Here is a 17,389-nt window from a genome sequence, read left to right on the forward strand (position 1 = left end):
TCTCCAATTTATTGACTATTGAAGGGCAGGAGAGACAGCATGAATTTTTTCAGGGGACGTTATAGTTTATTCGTGGCGATTGGAGCTATTTTTGGGGCTTTGAGTCGTTTTTATATCGGAGAATTAATTGACAGTATTTTCGGTCAAGAATGGGGATTTTTGGGGACATTTTTTGTCAATATTTCTGGTTGTTTAATTATTGCCTATATTTTTACTATGGTTAAGGAAAATATTCGCATAATTGCCCCAGAATTAGGATTGATGATTGCCACGGGTTTTTGTGGTTCCTATACAACTTTTTCCACCTATAGTTTGGAGGTCAACAAGTTTTTAGAGCAGGGAAACGTGACTTTCAGTTTAATTTACTGGTTGGGCAGTGTTCTTGGGGGGATGATTGCGCTTAAAATTGGAGTTATTTTAGCAAGAACAGGTTTTCCTAGATGAATTATTAAGGGCGCAAAAATAGATAAATATCTAAGCACAATTGAGACCATCTTTTTCCTTTCCTACTCAGTGTTAATAAGTAATGTCTCCATTGGTTTGAAACCAATTGACGGCATCAGCTAAAGCTTGTCTAATCGGCGATTGGGGTAAGCCTAGTTCTTGCACTGCCTTCGAGGAATCGTAGTACATGGACTGTTTTGACATTTTCACGCCATCAAGGGGTATAGAGGGGGATTTTCCGAGGACAGGAAGAACTTTTTCATCTAACCAAGATATTAGTAAAGGAATCCAAAAAGGTAAAACAATTTTCGGGGCATTTATGCTGGTAATTTCGGCTAATTCTGTCAACAAAGTTTTTAAAGAAGTGTTTTGATGACCTAAAATATATCTTTCGCCAGTTCTGCCCTTTTCTAAAGCTAATAAATGTCCCCAGGCCACATCGCGCACATCAATTAGATTTAATCCCGTATTCACATAAGCGGGCATTTTTCGCCGCAAAAAACGGAGAATAATGTCGCTGGTGGGTGTAGGCTTGATATCAAATGCTCCTATGGGCGTACTAGGATTAACTATAACGATATCCTGTCCTCTTTGTACTGCTTTGAATGCCTCCTGTTCTGCCCAATACTTCGATTTTTTATAATAACCCACTAATTGATGGGCGGGACTTTGATAAGTTTCATCGACACTTTCACCCTTTTTACCCACTCCAATAGCGGCCACGGAACTGGTATAAACTATTCTGGTAATTCCCGCTAAATGCGCCGATTCCAGGACATTTCTTGTGCCTAAAACATTGTTTTGGTAGAGTTGATATCTATCCTTTTGCCAGAGAGAATAGTGCGCCGCTACATGAAAGAGAACTTCGCATCCGACCATTAATTTAAATAAGTTCTCATCATTTAAATCACCCCAGACAATTTCCACGTCTAAACCCCACAAATTTCTGAGATTACTGTGGGGACGGACGAGGACGCGCACTTGGTAGCCTTCGACTAAAAGCAATCGCACTAAATTCGCCCCGATAAAACCTGTTCCACCCGTCACAAAAGCACGCATTGCTCAAACTTTCCCCTGTTTTCGCTTCCTATCGGTAACTGAAATTTAATCACCTTAACTTCATCATTACTATACCTTAATCTTAGTCAAGATTTAAGCTTTTCTTGATACAATTTCAGGGCGGGTTATCTTAGACTAAGAGCAGTAAATCTTCAGTAAAAATGCTCCTATGAATCCATCTCCAGAGTCAACTTTTGTTTGTCCGATTATCATCGAAGACGACAGAACAGGATTAGACACAGAAACTATCCGACGGGCTTTAAGGGATAATTTACTCTATATTCAAGGTAAATTACCGGAATTAGCCAGCAAAAACGATCTTTATATGGCCCTAGCTTATACCATACGCGATCGTTTATTGCAGCGTTGGTTAACCACCCAACAAACCTATCTAAAAAAAGATGTCAGAACCGTTTGTTATCTCTCGGCCGAATTTTTAGTCGGTTCCCATTTGGCCAATAATTTAATTAATCTCGGTATCTACGAACAGGTCCAGAAAGCTGTCAGCGAATCGGGATTAAAACTAGAAGAATTAATTGCCCAAGAAGAAGAACCAGGGTTAGGAAATGGTGGTTTAGGTCGTTTAGCTGCCTGTTATCTCGATTCCCTTTCTACCCTAGAAATTCCAGCTATTGGTTACGGTATTCGCTACGAATTTGGTATCTTTGATCAAGAAATTCACGACGGTTGGCAGGTGGAAATAACCGATAAGTGGTTACAGTATGGAAATCCCTGGGAAATTGCCCGACCGGAAGCGGGAGTAGAGGTAAAATTTGGCGGTTATACCGAATCCTATACCGATGAAAATGGTAATTATCGCAGTCGTTGGATTCCCGATTATGTAGTCAAAGGAATTCCCTACGATACCCCAATTCTCGGCTATCGAGTTAACACCGCTAATACCATGCGTCTATGGAAGTCAGAAGCTTGTGAATCTTTTGATTTTGGACGCTTTAATCGCGGCGATTATTATGGTGCGGTGGATAATAAAGTTCACTCGGAAAATATCAGTAAAGTTCTCTATCCTAACGATGAACCAATTCAAGGCAAAGAACTACGTTTAGAACAGCAATATTTCTTTGTTTCCTGTTCCCTACAGGATATGATTCGTATTCACTTACATGAGAACCCCAGTCTCGATAATTTTCATCAAAAATGGTCGGTACAATTGAATGATACTCATCCTTCCGTTGGGGTGGCCGAGTTAATGCGCTTGTTAATTGACGTGCATCATTTCGATTGGGATAAAGCTTGGTTTATCACTCAAAATACCTTCGCCTATACCAATCATACTCTTTTGCCAGAAGCTTTAGAAAAATGGCCTTTGAGTATTTTTGGTCGTCTTTTACCGCGATTAATGGAAATTATCTACGAAATTAACCATCGTTTCTTGGATAAAATTCGCATTATTTATCCCCAGGATGACGGCAAAATGTCCCGTTTATCTATAATCGATGAAAGCGGCGAAAAATACGTCCGTATGGCTCACCTTGCCTGTGTGGGTTCTCAGGCAATTAATGGGGTGGCAGCCCTCCATACAGAATTACTGAAAAAAGATGTTCTGCGCGATTTCTATGAACTCTTTCCCGAAAAGTTTAGCAACAAAACCAATGGAGTTACTCCCCGGCGCTGGATAGTTTCTAGTAATCCCCGCTTGACTTTTGCGATTACCGAAAAAATCGGCGAAAATTGGATTAAGCATCTGGAGGATTTACGCGGTTTAGAAAACTATGTGGATGACGGTGGATTTCGGGACTCTTGGCGACGAATTAAATACGATATTAAGGCAGATTTAGCCAATTATATCGCTAAAAAAGTCGGCATTAAAGTTGATCCTAGTACCCTCTTTGATGTGCAGGTAAAACGCATTCACGAATATAAACGGCAACATCTCAACGTTTTACATATCGTCACTCTCTATCATCGCCTCAAAAATAATCCCAATCTCGATATTACCCCCCGTACCTTTATTTTCGGTGGTAAGGCAGCCCCGGGTTATTTTATGGCGAAATTAATCATTAAATTGATTAATTCTGTGGCAGAAGTGATCGATAATGATCCGACAATTGGAGGACGGTTAAAAGTGGTTTTCCTACCCGATTATAATGTCACCTTCGGTCAACGGGTTTATCCAGCTGCCGACTTGTCCGAACAAATTTCCACGGCCGGGAAAGAAGCTTCGGGAACTGGTAATATGAAATTCTCTATGAATGGGTCCTTAACTATCGGCACTCTCGATGGGGCAAATATCGAAATTCGTGAAGAGGTGGGAGCGGAAAATTTCTTTCTTTTCGGCTTGACAACCGAGGAGGTTTATGCTAAGAAAGCCGCCGGTTATAATCCCCAAGAATACTATTACCATAACGAAGAATTGCGGGCAGTATTAGACCTCATTGGTTCGGGATTTTTTAGCCGGGGTGATAGTAGTTTATTCCGTCCGCTTGTGGATAATCTTATCTACAATGATCCCTATATGTTACTGGCCGATTATCAGTCCTATATCGATTGTCAGGAAGGAGTCGGTTGGGCCTATAAAGATCAAGAACATTGGAGTCGTTTAGCAATTCTTAATGTGGCCCGCATGGGGAAATTCTCTAGCGATCGATCGATTCGGGAATACTGCGAGGAAATCTGGCGGGTACAACCGGTAAAGATTGAATTACCCGATTATATTCAAGCTAATGCCGGTTTATCGGTAAATTAGAACAAATCTAGGCAGTGGGAACGTCTTCATCGATCCTACTGCCCACAGGATAACCAGCCTTGAGCGACTCTAATCTAGATTTTACGGGATTGACGGGGCTCGAACCCGCAACTTCCGCCGTGACAGGGCGGTGCTCTAACCAATTGAACTACAATCCCATTTTTGCGACAATTCCAATTGTAACTTCATCATCAGGGTTATGTCAAGCATCTCTGGGAAAATTTTTTTTGAGGGAGTGGGGAGAGAGGAGATGGGGAGAGGGGGGAAACAATTGATAACTGGGTTTTGAAAGTTGGATTGGGAGTTAATCGTACTATCGATCAAAAACGGATTTGCTATACTTCAAACGGTCACAATGCGAGTTTTTGCGGCTCTTCTCGACTTTGTATGATAATCAGTGCTGATCATTCCTAGTAGTCTTGCTAGGCAAGGCTTTGAAGACTATAGTTCTGGAAAATTATCCCTGACAGGGGGACAAGCGAGCTAGAAACCTTGCCAACAAAGGCTTATGGCTTCTCTCACTAGAAATAGATCTAGCAATTCTAGGCAAAAAGCTAACGAAAGAACTAGGGATAGGGGCTAGCTTACTAGGAATTATTATTAATAAGTGAGAGATGGTGCGGCAAACTTTGTCGAGCTAAAACAATGAAAAGCTTACGATATATCGATTTCAGCCTTCTTGTCCCCCTGTCAGAAATTATCCCTATTCTTCTTCCTTCCACACAGAAACGAAAAGAGCCGTTAGTTAAAGCCAAAAAATCCCAATCAAGTCAATCAGGAAAAATGTAAAGAATTATCAAAAAAAGTCCTTGGGCTAACACCCGCAGCAAAGACTTTGAGCTAGAATCTAGTTGTGGACAGACTAAGAAGGAGGTTTCTATGAAACTTAACTTGTTCGCTTCACTAATGGCGGCTAGTACGCTGGCTGTTGGGGCTTTGGCTATTGGTGGGCAGCCCAGTTCTGCTCAAACTCAGAAGTTTTTTTGCAGTATGAGCAGAGAAGGAGGACCTGCAACCTTTGTTGTCACTGAACTTGCGGGTAATGTTGAGCTAATTCGTTGGCAAGACGATTCTTTTCCTCCACCTCATACTCCTCAACAGCGTTGTGTAATTGTATCTCAAAGATTCCAAAGATTTTACTCCAATGGTACATTGAAGTTTATTAAAGCGTCAACACTCAGAGGGGAACCTATCTTGTGCGTTGCCACTTTTAAAGGCGGCCCTTGTCTTAAAGACGGAGTGCTAGTGACTTTCAAACGCGGGACAAATCCTGAGATTATTTTAGAACAGATCAAAGATAATGCCAGACTTGCTTCAGGTAAACCCGTCCTTCTAAGTGGGGGTAGCGAAATTTCCGAAGTCAATGGCGAATTCTACCTAGATGTAAACAGTTTGTTGGGAGGGGTGAATCCTTCAAATTCTTCCTCGCCATTTGATCAAAATTCAGACCTGTGGGATCAGTGAGTGAATTACAAAACAAACTAATATGCGGTGGTGGACAGTAATAGTAGTTGCTTGTATGGGGAGTTCATCGATCTTCATTCCTTTTGGGTTGCTCAATGGTGGGGTGTCTATTCCAAGTAGAGACTCAAAGATTTCTCTTTTGGGTTTATCTTGGCAAGCGGCTGGGCTATCTTTAATATCGGAGCAATTGCCAAAACAGGCTCAGTCTATCACAGTCAGAATTCTCTCAAGAGAAGTCATAGGGTCGGGATTCCTAGTAAACCGGCAGGGAACAGTTTATACAGTTCTGACTAATGCCCATGTCCTGAGATCTGGTACTCCCCCATATCATATTCAGACTTCAGATGGCCATGTTTATTTAGCTAATTTATTCCAGTCTGTATCATTTAAGGGTAATGATTTGGCTTTGTTGCAGTTTCGTAGCTTTAAGGTTGTATATAAAGTAGCGTCTTTTGGTGATCCTGCGATAGTGGGAGAAGAGGTGTTTGCTGCAGGGTTTCCCTTGTCAGTAGAATCATCTACAAGGCCAATCTCACCGTCCATTACAGACTATAATACTGGCTTTGTTTTTACCAGCGGGAAAGTCACGCAGATACTAAGTAAGCCCTTAAAAGGTGGCTATCAAATTGGCTATACTAATGTAATTGAAAAAGGAATGAGCGGGGGGCCACTATTCAATCATCGGGGTGAAGTTATTGCTATTAATGGAATGCACGCAGAACCTCTCTGGGATATTCCCTATGAATTTACAGATAATTCTGAAGCAACACCAGATCAACATAAGAAAATGAGCCAATATAGTTGGGGAATCCCCATTGAAACCTTCAAACAGTTAGGACTTCCAGCACTCAGAACCCACAAGCAGTAGTAATTCTTCAAAAGAAATATGATAATGATGAAATTTTCCTATCAAATTCCAGTCGCACTAATTGGGGCAGTGGTTTGTCTAGTGCAACCTCAGCTTGCTATAGCGTTGACACTTCAAGAGATTCAAGTTATTGCTGAAGAAATTACGGTAAAAATTGACGGTGCAGGAACTGGCTCTGGGGTGATTTTTGACCGACAAGGTAACAAATATTTTGTCTTAACTTGTCGTCATGTTTTCTATAACGACAAAAGTAATGAATTTCAAGCAGGACAATATGAAATTCAAACCTCAGATGGAAATCGTTATCCTATTTATAATAGAAAAGAAATACCAGGGCTAGACTTAGCAGTAGTGGAGTTTGAGAGTAATAAAAATTATAGAATTGCTAAGTTAGGCGATTCTGACAAAATCATAGGTTCTGCAATAGTTTACGCTTCGGGTTGGACGGCTAAACAACCAAAAACCGAAAAACGTGAATACAGTTTTAATGTTGGCTCTTTTATAGAACGACGCTCTACGCCAGAAGGTGGAGGTTATGCTTTAGTTGTTAATAATACTATCTTTGTTGGGATGTCAGGGGGTCCGTTGTTAGATGAAAAGGGTTTTCTAATTGGTATTAATGGGCTACGTGAGTCACCAGATGATAGAGCTTTGAGGTTGGCAATTCCTATCAAAACTTTTTTGGCGGCTCGGAATAATCCAGTACTATCGCCACCTGCGGTAGCTCTTCAGCCTACTGCAGAAGACTTACTAACTCTAGGAATATCTAAGGCCAATAGCGGTAACTATGAAGAAGCGATTGCAGCTTACAATCGCGTTTTGCAAATTTCACCTAACAATGTTGATGCTTATTTACAAAGAGGCATCGCATATATCGAGCAAAACAAATATCAAGCAGCCATTGCGGATATGACTGAAGTTATCAAGCTGAACCCGAACAACTCCAGAGCTTATTTTTGGCGTGGTTTAGCTCGTGATTATAGTGAAGATAACCAAGGTGCGCTCGAAGATTATAGCCATGCGATCCGTCTCGATCCAGAATACAGCGGAGCTTATAACAACCGAGGAACTGTCTATGCAGAACTCGGGGAATATCAGAAAGCAATCTTGGATTACACTGAGGCAATTCGCCTCGACCCTGATGTTTTTCTGGCTTACGAAAATCGTGGCGATGCCCGCTATTCTTTAAAAGACTACCAAGGAGCGATCTCTGATTATACTCAAGCCCTTAACTTCTTAGAATACTCTGGCTTGGGTTTTCAATATCGGAGACATGAATCTGGTCAAGGGCTAATTATTACCAAGATTTTTGAAAACTCTCCTGCTTTCAAACAAGGCTTGATTCTAGATGATTTAATTATAGCTATTAATGGTAAATCAACACTGAACAAAAGTGCGGAAGATTTAGTTGAACTAACTGTTAATCAAATGAGCAGTGAGTCGGTTACTCAAGTCACCTTGAAGCTTAGACGCAAAGATAGAGGAGATTTTGATGTTACTCTAACTAAGGAGAATATTGCTGTCCCTAGATCTGCGAGTATCTATTTCGGCAGAGGAAACGCCCGCTATTACTTAAAAGATTATAAAGGGTCAATATCCGATTACAATGAAGCAATTAAGCGCAACCCAAAATATGCAGCTGCCTACAGAGAACGGGCAGATGCTAGAGATGAATTAGGGGAACACCAAGAAGCTATTAAAGATCTGAACCAAGCTATTAGCCTCAACCCCAAAGATGCTCGTGCCTATTTTCTTCGGGGTTGGATTCATTCTAATCGGTTTAAAGCTTATCAGGAAGCACTCAAGGATTATAATCAAGCAATTCTCAACGATCCTCAATATCGCATTGCGTACTTTGAGCGAGGTTTGATTCATCGTGAGTTGGGAGATAATCGGGGAGCAATTAATGATTATACTCAGGTTATTCGTCTGGTTCCCGATTGGGCGAATGCTTACTACAACCGCGGGCTTTCATATAGAGATCTCGGAGAAAAACCAAAAGCCTTAGAAGATTTTAAAAAAGCAGCAGAACTTTATAAACAACAAAATAGAAAAGAAGATTACCAAGATGCGATTGACAGAATTAATGAGCTTCTAGGTGGAAGAGTATAAATTTCTCTCTCAATCTGTAGACCTGTTATCAAAATTGATTTTTCTCCTCATATTTTGCTAGAGATTTGGATTCAGTTCAACTTGGAATGAATTAATCATAACCTTTGTTACAAGCGGCAAAAACTCAGGAAATTCTTTATTTTCCGCCGTGTAGGTGATTCTGTAAATTTTTTCTCCTTTTATCATTAAGAACTGTAAAGATTTCAACTGAAAACCTAGATCATCTTGCCAAGTATACTCAATGAGATGAGCTTGATTATTCGCTAAGGTCGTCTGCTCAGACCTAAGAATAATGCTGGAGTTTTGTTGATTTATTATTTTAGAGATAGTGTCATTCACATAATCGTCTAACATAGGTGGACCAATCAAATATTCGTCTAGGCTAATAGTAAGGCGAGGAGGAAAAGAGGATAAATCGTTTTTATCTGGTGAAAATTTGACAAAAATTCCTGATCCTTCTAGGTCGCCTTTTCCCTCTTGTAATTGCCAGTTACGGGGATATTTTATTGAAATTCCGTACTTGTGGAATTGATAGGTTTCAATTTCTGGCGGTCGATTTGGAGGTGAATTTTCATTGTGATTTGACATTGAGATAATGCTAGGTATAATAAACACCAGTGCCATCGAAGCGGCAAAAACAAAGGGAAGTGCTATCCAAAAACGGATAGGCAGCCTCTTCTGAGTTTGCCAAATTATAGGAACGGCAGCAGGATTTTGACAAATAACGGGCAGCCCCATCACCCCCGGCAGTTCCGTATCTAATCCTTCTTCAGCTAGACGTTCTCTCGCCGTCCGCACCGACAAATACAAAGATTTACCCCTAGAAAATGCCTTGAGAAAATGCTTTAAAAACTCCTGTGCCACCTTATCGGGTACAGGTTCTCGCATGACGATCGCTTGAGGAATTTGCAAATTCTCCAATTCCTTGGCCAACCCTAACCCATCACAAGAGTTAAAAATGGCTAACTGTAACCCCCCTTCGATCGCTGTCCTCAAACCATGTTTTAACTCACCGATAGTCAAACTTTCCCTTTGATTAATATAAATGCGCCCCACTTCCCCTTCCGTATGGCTGTGTCCGGCAAAAAAAAGGATGTCCCAGTGTTGTTCCCAAAGTTGTTCGCTAATCTTTTGTCGAGGCGGTTCTACCAAAAAAACCGTCTCAGCCCCTGGCAAATTCTCCAAGAAGCGTCTATCTGCCGTCACGTCAATGCCCTCGCTATTGCCTAAAATTGCCAAGATTCTCAGCCTTTTGGTGGGGGAAGGTGGGCTAACAATTTTTTCAAAGACAGGAGCGGCGATCGCAACCTCTGACTTGGGATAATGGTCAAAGAACTCAATCAAATTCCAAGGTAGCCGCCGCAAATAGCCATCCCCAGCTTGAATGATGAAGCGAATGGGTTCGGAACGGTTCAAATTCTCTAACAGACGCTCTCTCACTGGACGAAACGACTCGGAGTTCAGCCAGCGTTTGAGGCTATCTTGCAAAGTTTGAAGGGTCTGGCGACAGTCGGCAGTAGTGGAAACATTGGTAATTTGGGTAGCAGGTGCTGTTAGCCTGACAACAACAGGCAAATGTCTATAACTAGACTGCCATTGGTCATAGTTTTGGGGAATTTCCGGAGCGCTTGGCAATCTACCTGTAACTTCGATCGAAGGAGGGGAGCCTTCCTCAGCAATTTGCAGGATAACGGGAAATCCCTGTTCCCAGTTGCCTTCTCCCAATTTAACAGTCACTAACTTAGCCATCGCTACCACCTGTCGTAATAAAGTTTGAGGCTCACTTGAGAATTCCTTGTGTTTTAAGTCTGGCCACAAAAGGCGACTCGATCGCTGAGTGCCGCATTTTTTGGGCATATTCCAGATCGGCAGCGATCGCCCCGTCCAATTCTTCTTTATGATCCCAATAGTAGGCGAAGGCTGAGTGAATCTGACTCATACTCAAATGGCGATGGTTGATTTGAATTTCTTCAGGAGTCCAACCGTAAGCCATCTGAGCCATCACCAGATCAATCACCTTCATTGTCGAGCTTGCAATGATTGGTATCCCGCGTTCGTCTATTTGAATATGCTTGTATTCGGTTAGTGCGGTTTTCATGATTAAACTTTCTCCGTTTACTTGTACTTTAGTTCCTAGCAATTTCTCAGGGGGAAAGTTCTGCTAGAGGGTAAAATCTTCGGTAATATTTGCCTCTCCCAGTCCCACCCTGACACTGAACTGTTCTCCCGGTGAACCACTAAACTTGAGTTGGATGTAATTGTCCAGTTCTCTTGCCTCAGTTTCCAAAAAGGTTTTCCCAGCCTCATCCAGCACCACTAATTGTAAGTGGGCAGGCAAATATTTCTGGTTTCGCATCGGATAGACCCTGAGGAGAACCGCTATCATTTGGTCAGTTTTAGGCAAGACAGCCACCATTAGAGTCACTGGGTGTTCCCCGATCAGCATTCCTAAATCTTTAACTCTCCTCAACCCACCTGCCAAGTTATGCGGAGCGAGCCGCCATAAACTCTCTGCCGCACTCCAACGGGTTTCTTCATCCTGAGTTACCCCCAGCAAGTGAGTCAGAGCCGCCAATACCTCAGAAGATGCAGTTCCCATCTCTCCCAAGCGCAGTGCTGCTTGTCTGCGGCGATGCTCCTCCTGACTGGTATAAATCGTCTCAATTAAATCGCGAACCGTCTTGGAATCCATAAAATCAGCCCCGCGCTCGCGTAAGGCATAAGCATAGGCAAAACAGGGTTCTCCAGGTGCAAAAAGCTGTTCAATCGTCTGCCAGCTTTCCTCAAAAACATTTTGTAACCATTGGCTCAAATTGACTCGGCTTTTTAAGGAAACTGAACGAGATTGTTCCTTTTCAACAGCAAAGAGCTTTTCTAAACGGTAGTCTTGACTGGATTTCTGCCGCTCTGGTAAGCGATTAAGTTTTCCCAGAACTACTTTTTGGTTATTTTGGGCTGTCTCAAAGTCCGGGGAAGCGGGAGAGATATTTTCATACCCTTCACTAGCTTCTTGGTATTCCTCCCTAGCTTCCTCATATCGCTGCAAGCGAGTTAGATAATCCCCGATTAATTGGGCAATTTGACCGTCTAGAAAGGAATTTCTTTCTTGATTTCCGCTAGTGCCTGACATAGTTCATTGTCCTCCTGTTGGTTGGCTTTTCCAAAAACTTCGATCCACTCCTCTTTTGCTCTCAGAGGTTCTTGCCAGTAAGCATGATAGAGAGCTTCAGCCAGATTGCCCCTTTCTCGATAGTACCGCTCCAAGACCTGATGGGCAGCCTGGGTTCGCTCCCGCTTCTGCTCGTGGTTGAAACGACGGATGAAGGGATGAAGACGATACCACCCTTCACCTTGTTGCTCTGCCTGCCAGACGAAGGAAAAACTGAGGAGCGAGTCAAAGGCAGCATGGGAGGGATTGCATTTCAAGGATTCGCCCAGATGAAAGTAAAGGTCTTCATTAAAGGCTCGACAGGCACTCAAGACATAAACCGCATCTTCCAACACCCTGTCCGTGTATTTCAGGAGTCTTTCTACCAAAATCCCTAATTTCCGATTAAATCCCTCTCCTGTCTCGGAAACGGATTGAAAGTCGGCGGCGGTAAAGGCTTCTTTTTTTTCTGGCGCCATCCTGACTAAATCCGCGCATAGCCCCAGCAAGAGAGGATGAACGGAATCGCCATCAAAACTACTATAGGCAATCAAGCTCTGCTGCACTTGGGTATCCTCAATTCCTACTCTTTGTAGGTAGTCGAGGGCATCGGTTACTTGAAAGTTGAACACTTGCCTGCACTCTAACTTGTCCGCTGTAATTGAACAATAGCTGGCTCGATGCCACTGGGGAATTTCCCGTCCTGCCATGACGATGACAATTTGGGGCAACTCCAACAACTGCGACAACAGACACCGCAGCCATTCATCCTGCTTGAAAAATCTGGCACTTCCTTGATTGCGCCCTTCTCCCCAAAAGGCTTCGTGGGTGTCGAAAAACAGCACCAGTTTTTCAGGAGCGCCCTCTCTTTGCATGGCGACCTTGAGATCTTCCGCAAAAAAGTTAGGTAAAGCAACAATCAATTCCGTATCGGGGTCTAACTCGGTGATCCGTTGAAAATCTTTTTTCTGGAGTCCTCGACCATTTAGGTAACGATTCAAGTCCTTACCCAAATGTTTTGCTATGAGATTCAACGTGCTGGCTGTTAGTGTCGCTAAGGTACCGGGCAAGCCTAGTATGGCCGCCAAGTCTTTGTTCTCCTGAGCGATCGTTTTAATTGTGTTAATAATCCCACCAACTACAAATAACTCTTGTGAAGGAAACCACTTAGTTATATCAGTTTCATTCGTGAGTTTTCCTGTCTGTTTTAAATGCCAGATGCAAGAAAATTCATAGAGCGGAAAAGAGAGTTTATATCCCAAGCGAACAGCATTGGTTATTAACTGATTATGCAAAATCAGTAGCCCGTCAAAGGCTTCTTGAGGTTGTTCTGGTCGCGATGACCTGGCTGGGGATTCAAAATCCAACAGTGTGGCTGGCACAAATTGAAAGTCACTTTCCCAGTCAGTAATTGTCTTAATAAACTCAACAATTTCAGGATGGGTTTTGGTTTTAAGTTCTGTCCAAGTTTCTAAAGGAAAGCGCTTGCAACAATTTTCCAATAAGAATTTCAGCAGCAGCGACTTGCCATTGCCACCATCCCCATAGAAGAATAGGATTTTATGGGGGTCAAGCTCGTCATCGTTGAGATATTCTGCAAATCGCAAGGTTAACTCGTGTCGGTCGGTAAAGTGCCGGAGAGCGCGATTTAGCTGAGTTAACGAGGCTTTTTGGCTAGTGGGATCGCTGATGCTCATAGCCGTACTACTTAGAAAATGTAATTGCTATTAAAGTCTAAAATCTTCTCTAATTCTAGCCTTTCCTCTTGCCATGCGGACAATAAACTGCTCTTCCACTAAACCGCCAGACTTGAGGGTGCTGATTGGGTAGTATTGCTGAACTTCCCACCCCATACATATCTACTACAATAGCCGAAAACCCTTATCCATCAATGGATAAACCCATTAACTTTTCTTTATATACCCCGTGTTTATTGTAATATTCCTTAAATAGACAAATGGGGGAAGTTTAGGCTAAAATGGCGGCCGTGTATAGTGATTCAATTAGTATTATTCGATCGAGTGAACTTAGTGGAATTTGAGAGTGAAGATTATCCATCAGAAAGGTTAATTGCTTGTCAAAATCCCTTAATCGCTGAGAAAAATCAAAAACAAACAGAAGCCTTATTCTTTACAATACAATAAAAGTGTAATTAAGCTTGTTGGGAGCCTGAGCTATGACTAACCCGAATTCGATCGAACAGCTATCGCAGGAATTACTCGATCTAGACCAAGTAGATGCCGATACCGGGGCAGATTTGCGGCAAAAAGCCCAAGAAATCCTCGCTGAAACCAGTATTGACCTACCGATTCGAGAAGCGATCGCCGATAGTCTCAGTCAAGGCAATCAACTACTTACCCTCAAAACCGTCGGCAAGGAAGAAAGTTACTAGCACATTTGGGGTCAAAAGTCAAGATGAAAGAAAAAATTTTTTTTGTCTGGCTGGGGCGATTTTTGGCCTCTTTTGGGCTGTTATCGGGGATAAGTGGCTGTAATTCCCCTCTCTTGATCACTCCCCAAGTTCCCGCCAGTGGTTTAAATAGTTTTGCTCCCGATCAATTCCCCAGTTATAGTGCTGATGGTCGCTATTTAGCCTTCGCTTCCGATCGCTCCGGTCGTCGTAGTATATATCTATTCGATCTGCAAGAAAAGCGCTTAGTTAATCTTCCTAACCTAAATCGTGGCGATTCTAGCCAAGATCAGCCATCTCTGAATGCTGACGGTCGTTTAATTGCCTATATCTCCAGCGAACGCGGTAAAAGTGATGTCATGGTTTATGATCGTTCCCAGTCCCGTGCAACCCTATTAACCGCTAACCTGCGGGGAAGCGTCCGCAATCCCACCATTAGCGGTGATGGTCGCCAAATTGCCTTTGAAACCAACCAAGACGGTCAATGGAATATTGCGATCGTTAACGGACAATTTTAAATTTGTTCTACTCGGTCTTAATCGTTAAAACCTGTGGAGGGGTCGCATCTGGTGGATATAAAAAATTTACCTGTACTACACGCCAATCCCCCGGAGGAATAGTCAGAGTCACTAAAGATTGCCCCTCTTGTCCGCGTCTTTGGACGAGATGGAAAAATCTGCTTTGTACCTGTCCTTGGTCATCGCTATAATTGACGGCTACTGTTCCCCGAAAAAACACTTGTGGGGCAGCCGGATCGAGAAAACGCAAACCCTGCCCAATAACATCCTCTTTAATCGGTGTTTCTAGCGCAATAGTCACCGTTTTCGCCTCATCACTTCGATTAAATAGAGGTAAACTTAACCGATATTCCACACCGTAATTACCATGAGCTTGATAGGCCGTATCGGGATAGCGAACTAACATACTAGCACTTTGATTTTGTTCCGTTCCCAATTTGCCCCCGGGTAGGGTGCTAATCCCATAGGCTATAGATTGACCAGAATCAGGAATATTTAACCATAAAAAAGCTCGATCGACCAATCGGGCTGGCCAAGCTGAACCTTGGGACACCCCCGCTACCCGTCCATAAATTATCTGTCCTTGACTATGGGGAGGAGTGGGCGCTCGATCCCGCGGAGTCGATAAATCGCCTTTTTCTAGCAAATTTTGCCACTCTGTCAGATTTGGGGGTCTTTCCTGCCCATTTTCGTCTAGGGGTGCATAAAGAGCTAAACTAGCAGCGTAGAGAAGACCGTCACTTTCCAGACGGAGATAAGTGGACCTACCGTTTAAAGGGGGAGTCAAATCGCGCACGGGAATCGCCGCATTTAAGACCATAAAACTCTCCCCAGGGGGAATAATAATCCTATCGGGAAAAATATCCTGACGCTGCCCCATTAAAATATCCCCCATTACCCGACTTCCCGGCCCGGCAAAAACCGTCCCCTGATTATTTTCCACTTGTGCGGGTAAATCGATAAAAGCTGCATCGGGTTGACTCAAATAACTAGCTCCTTGCAGAATTTTAACGGTCACGGGATTAGGACTGGGATTGTGGAGTAATATCCCCAAATAAAGGGTGCGTAAATTATCGGGAAAACTCCCCCTCGCTACATGGTGGGCAAAAATATCAAAGCGTCCCTGAAAAGCATAATTTAAATGGGCCGAGGGAAAACTTTTCTCTTGAGGGGGAAAAGTCGAAAGCAAAATCCCTTCTCCTAACAATAATTCGGGACTATTACTATTAAAAACGGGAACTTGATCTAGTTGATTCGGTAAAGGACGCACCTGCACCGGTCGAATTATTTCTACAATAGGAGGAGTTTGGGCAATGGGTAGTAAAAAAGGTAACATCACAGAAATTACCATCTCAAGATAATTAATTTTTGATCATAGCATTATTGGCTCGCTCAATTTAGATAGTATTCTGTTTGTCCATATCTAGAGGATTGTTTAATATTTCTTTCTGGTGTTAGCTGACATTTTTGGTTAAGTACAATCAAGAAAAATTATCAAATTTCCCAATCGTTATTTGCCCTTGCCATTGAGCAAATCTATTGTCATCATAGACTAATATCTAGATGTTACCGTGGTTTTCTGGAAACTTGTCCCGATGTCTAGATATCGATCGAGCCAGAATTGTTATGATAAATTCATGAAGTTTTATAACAGTATTTCCCCGTGAACATGAACCAAATTGACTATCTCAGGATTAGTTTAATCGATCGCTGTAACTTTCGCTGTCAGTATTGTCTGCCTGAAGATGCAGAATTGGCCTATGTTCGACCGCAAGACTTACTCACCCGGGAGGAAATTCTTACTTTAGTCAAAAATGTCTTTATTCCCCTTGGTTTCCGCAAATTTCGCCTTACTGGTGGGGAACCTCTCTTACATCCCGAAGTAGTGGAGATTGTGCGCGATATCGCATCTTTATCTGCTACTAGCGATTTAGCCTTGACCACTAACGGCTATTTACTTGACAATTTAGCCGAAATGTTGTATGACGCTGGACTAAGACGGATTAATATCAGTTTAGACTCCCTCGACCCCGACACTTTCGATAAAATTATCGGTAATCGCGGCCGGAGTCGTTGGCAAAAAACTTGGGCAGGTATTCAAGCAGCCCAGAGAGTGGGTTTTGACCCCTTAAAATTGAATGTGGTGGTAATTCCGGGGATAAATGAGGCAGAAGTGGAAGATTTAGCGGCTTTGACCATCGAGAAGCGTTGGCACGTCCGTTTTATCGAGTTTATGCCCATCGGTAACGGTGATTTATTTCAAGAAAAAGCTTGGATTGCGAGCGAGGAATTAAGGGGGCGAATTCGGGCAAAATGGGGCTTAAATGAGGGTCAAGTGCGGGGAAATGGTCCAGCCGATGTTTTTCAAATTCCAGGGGCTAAGGGTACAATCGGCTTTATTAGTCAGATGTCGGAATGTTTTTGCGATCGCTGCAACCGCCTACGTCTCTCGGCCGATGGTTGGTTGCGTCCCTGTCTCCTCAACGAAACCGGACAAATTGACCTAAAAACTGCCCTCCGTCAGGGAATTTCGCCGGTAGAAATCAGGGAAAGAGTGCGGGAATTAATAGAACTGAAGGCAGAAATAAACTTTAAACTGCGTGATTCCGGCACATCAAGCGGCATTTATACCCGTACTATGTCCCAAATTGGCGGCTAAAAA

General features: G+C 42.8%; 15 protein-coding genes and 1 tRNA gene. 9 read left to right on the forward strand and 7 right to left on the reverse strand.

The window, feature by feature from the left end; all coding sequences use genetic code 11:
* Positions 1-39 precede the first annotated feature (39 nt).
* Complete coding sequence (gene crcB, locus ACQY1X_RS01390; RefSeq protein WP_002735948.1) at positions 40-444, forward strand: fluoride efflux transporter CrcB; 405 nt, start codon at positions 40-42, stop codon at positions 442-444.
* Between the two features lie 72 nt (positions 445-516).
* Here the strand turns inward: crcB and hpnA are convergent, their stop codons facing one another.
* Positions 517-1,503, reverse strand: coding sequence for a hopanoid-associated sugar epimerase (gene hpnA / locus ACQY1X_RS01395; protein ID WP_430015291.1), 987 nt, complete (start codon positions 1,501-1,503; stop codon positions 517-519).
* Positions 1,504-1,672: 169 nt separating this feature from the next.
* Between hpnA and ACQY1X_RS01400 the strand changes: the two genes are divergently transcribed.
* A complete protein-coding gene (locus tag ACQY1X_RS01400) occupies positions 1,673-4,207 on the forward strand; it encodes a glycogen/starch/alpha-glucan phosphorylase (RefSeq protein ID WP_430015292.1) in 2,535 nt (844 codons plus the stop codon).
* A gap of 84 nt (positions 4,208-4,291) precedes the next feature.
* Here the strand turns inward: ACQY1X_RS01400 and ACQY1X_RS01405 are convergent.
* Positions 4,292-4,365: transfer RNA gene (locus ACQY1X_RS01405), tRNA-Asp, on the reverse strand.
* A gap of 721 nt (positions 4,366-5,086) precedes the next feature.
* Between ACQY1X_RS01405 and ACQY1X_RS01410 the strand changes: the two genes are divergently transcribed.
* From ACQY1X_RS01410 to ACQY1X_RS01420, 3 genes are read left to right on the forward strand one after another with little or no spacing between them, the layout of a single operon-like run.
* Positions 5,087-5,671 (forward strand): COP23 domain-containing protein, encoded by a 585-nt coding sequence (locus tag ACQY1X_RS01410; protein WP_430015293.1) that lies wholly within the window; start codon positions 5,087-5,089, stop codon positions 5,669-5,671.
* Positions 5,672-5,726: 55 nt separating this feature from the next.
* Positions 5,727-6,539: a S1 family peptidase gene (locus ACQY1X_RS01415; RefSeq protein WP_002751807.1), complete on the forward strand. Its 813-nt coding sequence runs from the start codon at positions 5,727-5,729 to the stop codon at positions 6,537-6,539.
* Positions 6,540-6,566: 27 nt separating this feature from the next.
* Positions 6,567-8,651 (forward strand): serine protease, encoded by a 2,085-nt coding sequence (locus ACQY1X_RS01420; RefSeq protein ID WP_287744924.1) that lies wholly within the window; start codon positions 6,567-6,569, stop codon positions 8,649-8,651.
* A 57-nt stretch (positions 8,652-8,708) separates the two neighbouring features.
* Here the strand turns inward: ACQY1X_RS01420 and ACQY1X_RS01425 are convergent, their stop codons facing one another.
* The 4 genes from ACQY1X_RS01425 to ACQY1X_RS01440 form a co-directional block, all read right to left on the reverse strand.
* On the reverse strand, positions 8,709-10,400 hold the full coding sequence (locus ACQY1X_RS01425) for a CHAT domain-containing protein (RefSeq protein WP_287231552.1): 1,692 nt from the start codon (positions 10,398-10,400) through the stop codon (positions 8,709-8,711).
* Positions 10,401-10,431: 31 nt separating this feature from the next.
* A complete protein-coding gene (locus ACQY1X_RS01430; protein ID WP_430013820.1) occupies positions 10,432-10,749 on the reverse strand; it encodes a DUF433 domain-containing protein in 318 nt (105 codons plus the stop codon).
* A 63-nt stretch (positions 10,750-10,812) separates the two neighbouring features.
* On the reverse strand, positions 10,813-11,781 hold the full coding sequence (locus tag ACQY1X_RS01435) for a DUF1822 family protein (protein WP_430013821.1): 969 nt from the start codon (positions 11,779-11,781) through the stop codon (positions 10,813-10,815).
* On the reverse strand, positions 11,739-13,496 hold the full coding sequence (locus ACQY1X_RS01440; protein ID WP_430013822.1) for a hypothetical protein: 1,758 nt from the start codon (positions 13,494-13,496) through the stop codon (positions 11,739-11,741). The genes ACQY1X_RS01435 and ACQY1X_RS01440 overlap by 43 nt, the downstream gene beginning before the upstream one ends.
* Before the next feature lie 297 nt (positions 13,497-13,793).
* Here ACQY1X_RS01440 and ACQY1X_RS01445 point away from each other — a divergent pair, with 297 nt between their 5' ends.
* Genes ACQY1X_RS01445 through ACQY1X_RS01455 form a run of 3 tightly spaced genes read left to right on the forward strand, consistent with a single transcriptional unit; the run spans position 13,794 to position 14,727 of the window.
* Positions 13,794-13,943 (forward strand): hypothetical protein, encoded by a 150-nt coding sequence (locus ACQY1X_RS01445; protein WP_172963149.1) that lies wholly within the window; start codon positions 13,794-13,796, stop codon positions 13,941-13,943.
* Between the two features lie 32 nt (positions 13,944-13,975).
* A complete protein-coding gene (locus ACQY1X_RS01450) occupies positions 13,976-14,191 on the forward strand; it encodes a hypothetical protein (RefSeq protein WP_002737387.1) in 216 nt (71 codons plus the stop codon).
* Positions 14,192-14,214: 23 nt separating this feature from the next.
* Positions 14,215-14,727 carry a TolB family protein gene (locus ACQY1X_RS01455; protein ID WP_004162117.1) on the forward strand — a complete coding sequence of 171 codons (513 nt, stop codon included), beginning with the start codon at positions 14,215-14,217 and terminating at the stop codon, positions 14,725-14,727.
* Positions 14,728-14,734: 7 nt separating this feature from the next.
* Here ACQY1X_RS01455 and ACQY1X_RS01460 read toward each other — a convergent pair whose 3' ends face one another.
* Entirely contained in the window at positions 14,735-16,078 is a 1,344-nt protein-coding gene (locus tag ACQY1X_RS01460; protein ID WP_430015294.1) for a DUF3370 domain-containing protein, read from the reverse strand.
* A gap of 318 nt (positions 16,079-16,396) precedes the next feature.
* Between ACQY1X_RS01460 and moaA the strand changes: the two genes are divergently transcribed.
* A complete protein-coding gene (gene moaA / locus ACQY1X_RS01465) occupies positions 16,397-17,386 on the forward strand; it encodes a GTP 3',8-cyclase MoaA (protein ID WP_002737057.1) in 990 nt (329 codons plus the stop codon).
* Positions 17,387-17,389 lie beyond the last annotated feature (3 nt).

The sequence above is a fragment of the Microcystis protocystis FBCC-A270 genome (genome assembly GCF_050500235.1).
In the GTDB taxonomy this organism is placed as follows: domain Bacteria; phylum Cyanobacteriota; class Cyanobacteriia; order Cyanobacteriales; family Microcystaceae; genus Microcystis; species Microcystis ichthyoblabe_A.

Excerpts from the sequence above, each read along its gene's own strand:
- crcB (WP_002735948.1), top strand. The coding sequence starts at position 40 with ATGAATTTTTTCAGGGGACGTTATAGTTTATTCGTGGCGATTGGAGCT.
- hpnA (WP_430015291.1), bottom strand. The coding sequence starts at position 1,503 with ATGCGTGCTTTTGTGACGGGTGGAACAGGTTTTATCGGGGCGAATTTA.
- ACQY1X_RS01400 (WP_430015292.1), top strand. The coding sequence starts at position 1,673 with ATGAATCCATCTCCAGAGTCAACTTTTGTTTGTCCGATTATCATCGAA.
- ACQY1X_RS01410 (WP_430015293.1), top strand. The coding sequence starts at position 5,087 with ATGAAACTTAACTTGTTCGCTTCACTAATGGCGGCTAGTACGCTGGCT.
- ACQY1X_RS01415 (WP_002751807.1), top strand. The coding sequence starts at position 5,727 with ATGGGGAGTTCATCGATCTTCATTCCTTTTGGGTTGCTCAATGGTGGG.
- ACQY1X_RS01420 (WP_287744924.1), top strand. The coding sequence starts at position 6,567 with ATGAAATTTTCCTATCAAATTCCAGTCGCACTAATTGGGGCAGTGGTT.
- ACQY1X_RS01425 (WP_287231552.1), bottom strand. The coding sequence starts at position 10,400 with ATGGCTAAGTTAGTGACTGTTAAATTGGGAGAAGGCAACTGGGAACAG.
- ACQY1X_RS01430 (WP_430013820.1), bottom strand. The coding sequence starts at position 10,749 with ATGAAAACCGCACTAACCGAATACAAGCATATTCAAATAGACGAACGC.
- ACQY1X_RS01435 (WP_430013821.1), bottom strand. The coding sequence starts at position 11,781 with ATGTCAGGCACTAGCGGAAATCAAGAAAGAAATTCCTTTCTAGACGGT.
- ACQY1X_RS01440 (WP_430013822.1), bottom strand. The coding sequence starts at position 13,496 with ATGAGCATCAGCGATCCCACTAGCCAAAAAGCCTCGTTAACTCAGCTA.
- ACQY1X_RS01450 (WP_002737387.1), top strand. The coding sequence starts at position 13,976 with ATGACTAACCCGAATTCGATCGAACAGCTATCGCAGGAATTACTCGAT.
- ACQY1X_RS01455 (WP_004162117.1), top strand. The coding sequence starts at position 14,215 with ATGAAAGAAAAAATTTTTTTTGTCTGGCTGGGGCGATTTTTGGCCTCT.
- ACQY1X_RS01460 (WP_430015294.1), bottom strand. The coding sequence starts at position 16,078 with ATGGTAATTTCTGTGATGTTACCTTTTTTACTACCCATTGCCCAAACT.
- moaA (WP_002737057.1), top strand. The coding sequence starts at position 16,397 with ATGAACCAAATTGACTATCTCAGGATTAGTTTAATCGATCGCTGTAAC.